This is a genomic window from Streptomyces katrae (genome assembly GCF_000966975.1).
GTDB classification, from domain to species: Bacteria; Actinomycetota; Actinomycetes; order Streptomycetales; family Streptomycetaceae; genus Streptomyces; species Streptomyces katrae.
This window is the reverse complement of record NZ_JZWV01001540.1, coordinates 1-1,447: the sequence shown is the minus strand read 5'-3', so window position 1 is coordinate 1,447 and position 1,447 is coordinate 1. Positions and strand designations below refer to the sequence as shown.

Sequence of the window (1,447 nt, the reverse complement as noted above, 5' to 3'; positions counted from 1 at the left end):
ACGGGCAGGTGGCCGGCGCCGGAGCGGCCGGCCCTGCCGTTTCACCAGTCGGCGGGGTAGCTCTTCAGGCTGCTCGTGTCGAGCGTCCAGCGGCCGGCGGTGACGGTGTCCCCGAAAGCGTGGGGGACCTTCTTGCGGTAGCGGATGCCGTCGGGCCCTTCCGAGGGGTCGCTGTGCACCGTCACGGTCTTCTTGTCCTTGCGGGGGTCCACGACGACATACAGCGGGACCCCCATCCGCGGGTAGTCGTGGAGCTTGTCGCGGATGTCGGTCAGGGAGTTCGTACGGGAGACGACCTCCACGACCATCAGGACATCGCGGGAGTTGACGACCTTCGCGGTGTCGTCGGTGTCCTCCTCCGCGATGACCATGAGGTCCGGGACCTTCGTCAGGCCGGTCACCGGATCGCCCATGTTGGTGTCGTTGAGGGCCATCACCTCGGGTGTCTGGGCCTCGACCTGGCGGCGCAGCCTCACCACGTTCAGACCGTGAGGAGCTGTGGGGCTCATCATCGTGAGGAAGATCTGACCGTCGGTGGTCTGCACCTTCCACTGGTCTTCCTGGTGCTCGGCCAGCTCCGCGAGCTGCTCCGCGAAATCGTGGAGGCGGCGCATCTGCTCCGGGGTGAGGTCGGCCATGGTGTCCTCCTGGGGGATGTCCAGCCAGCCTATCCAGCGGGGCGTGGGGCGTTCCCGTACCGCCGGACATGTGCGGTGGCGGCGGGTGGCCTCGCCGACGCCGACCGGCAGAGTTGATCTTCCGAGGGTGATCGTTTGACATGGAGTGCACTCCAAGACCTAGCGTCGTGGGCAGACGGTTTTCCAGCTCGGGAGGCACCACAATGATCGACGCAGGCATCCGGCACTTGGGCGAACTCGCAGTCTCCGCGCAGGGGTTGGGCTGCATGGGGATGAGCCACGGCTACGGGGACTCGGACGACGCGCAGTCGATCGCGACCCTCAACCACGCCCTCGACCTCGGGGTGACGCTCCTGGACACCGCCGACTTCTACGGCGCCGGGCACAACGAGGAGCTGATCGGGCGGGCCATCGCCGGACGCCGCGACGAGGCGGTGATCGCCACGAAGTTCGGCTTCGCCAACCGGCTCGGCGAGCCCGTCGTCATCCGCGGCGACGCCGCCTACGTACGCGAGGCGTGCGAGGCCTCGCTGCGTCGGCTCGGGGTCGACCACATCGACCTCTACTACCAGCACCGGGTCGACCCCCAGGTGCCGATCGAGGAGACCGTCGGCGCCATGGCCGAGCTGGTCCAGGCCGGCAAGGTCCGCCACCTCGGCCTGTCGGAGGCCGGCGCGGAAACGATCCGCCGGGCGCACGCCGTACACCCCATCACGGCACTCCAGAGCGAATGGTCCCTCTGGACGCGGGACCTGGAGGCGGAGGTGGCGCCGGTCTGCCGCGAACTCGGCATCGGCCTGGTCCCGTTC

The 1,447-nt window shown here is 68.7% G+C and carries 2 protein-coding genes; one reads left to right on the top strand and one right to left on the bottom strand.

The window, feature by feature from the left end:
• Positions 1 to 41: 41 nt before the first annotated feature.
• On the bottom strand, positions 42 to 638 hold the full coding sequence (locus tag VR44_RS39005) for a Uma2 family endonuclease (protein WP_052714036.1): 597 nt from the start codon (positions 636 to 638) through the stop codon (positions 42 to 44).
• Between the two features lie 203 nt (positions 639 to 841).
• On the opposite strand from VR44_RS39005, the gene VR44_RS39000 reads away from it, so the two are divergent.
• A partial coding sequence (locus VR44_RS39000) for an aldo/keto reductase (protein WP_045952428.1) occupies positions 842 to 1,447 on the top strand: 606 nt, incomplete at its 3' end.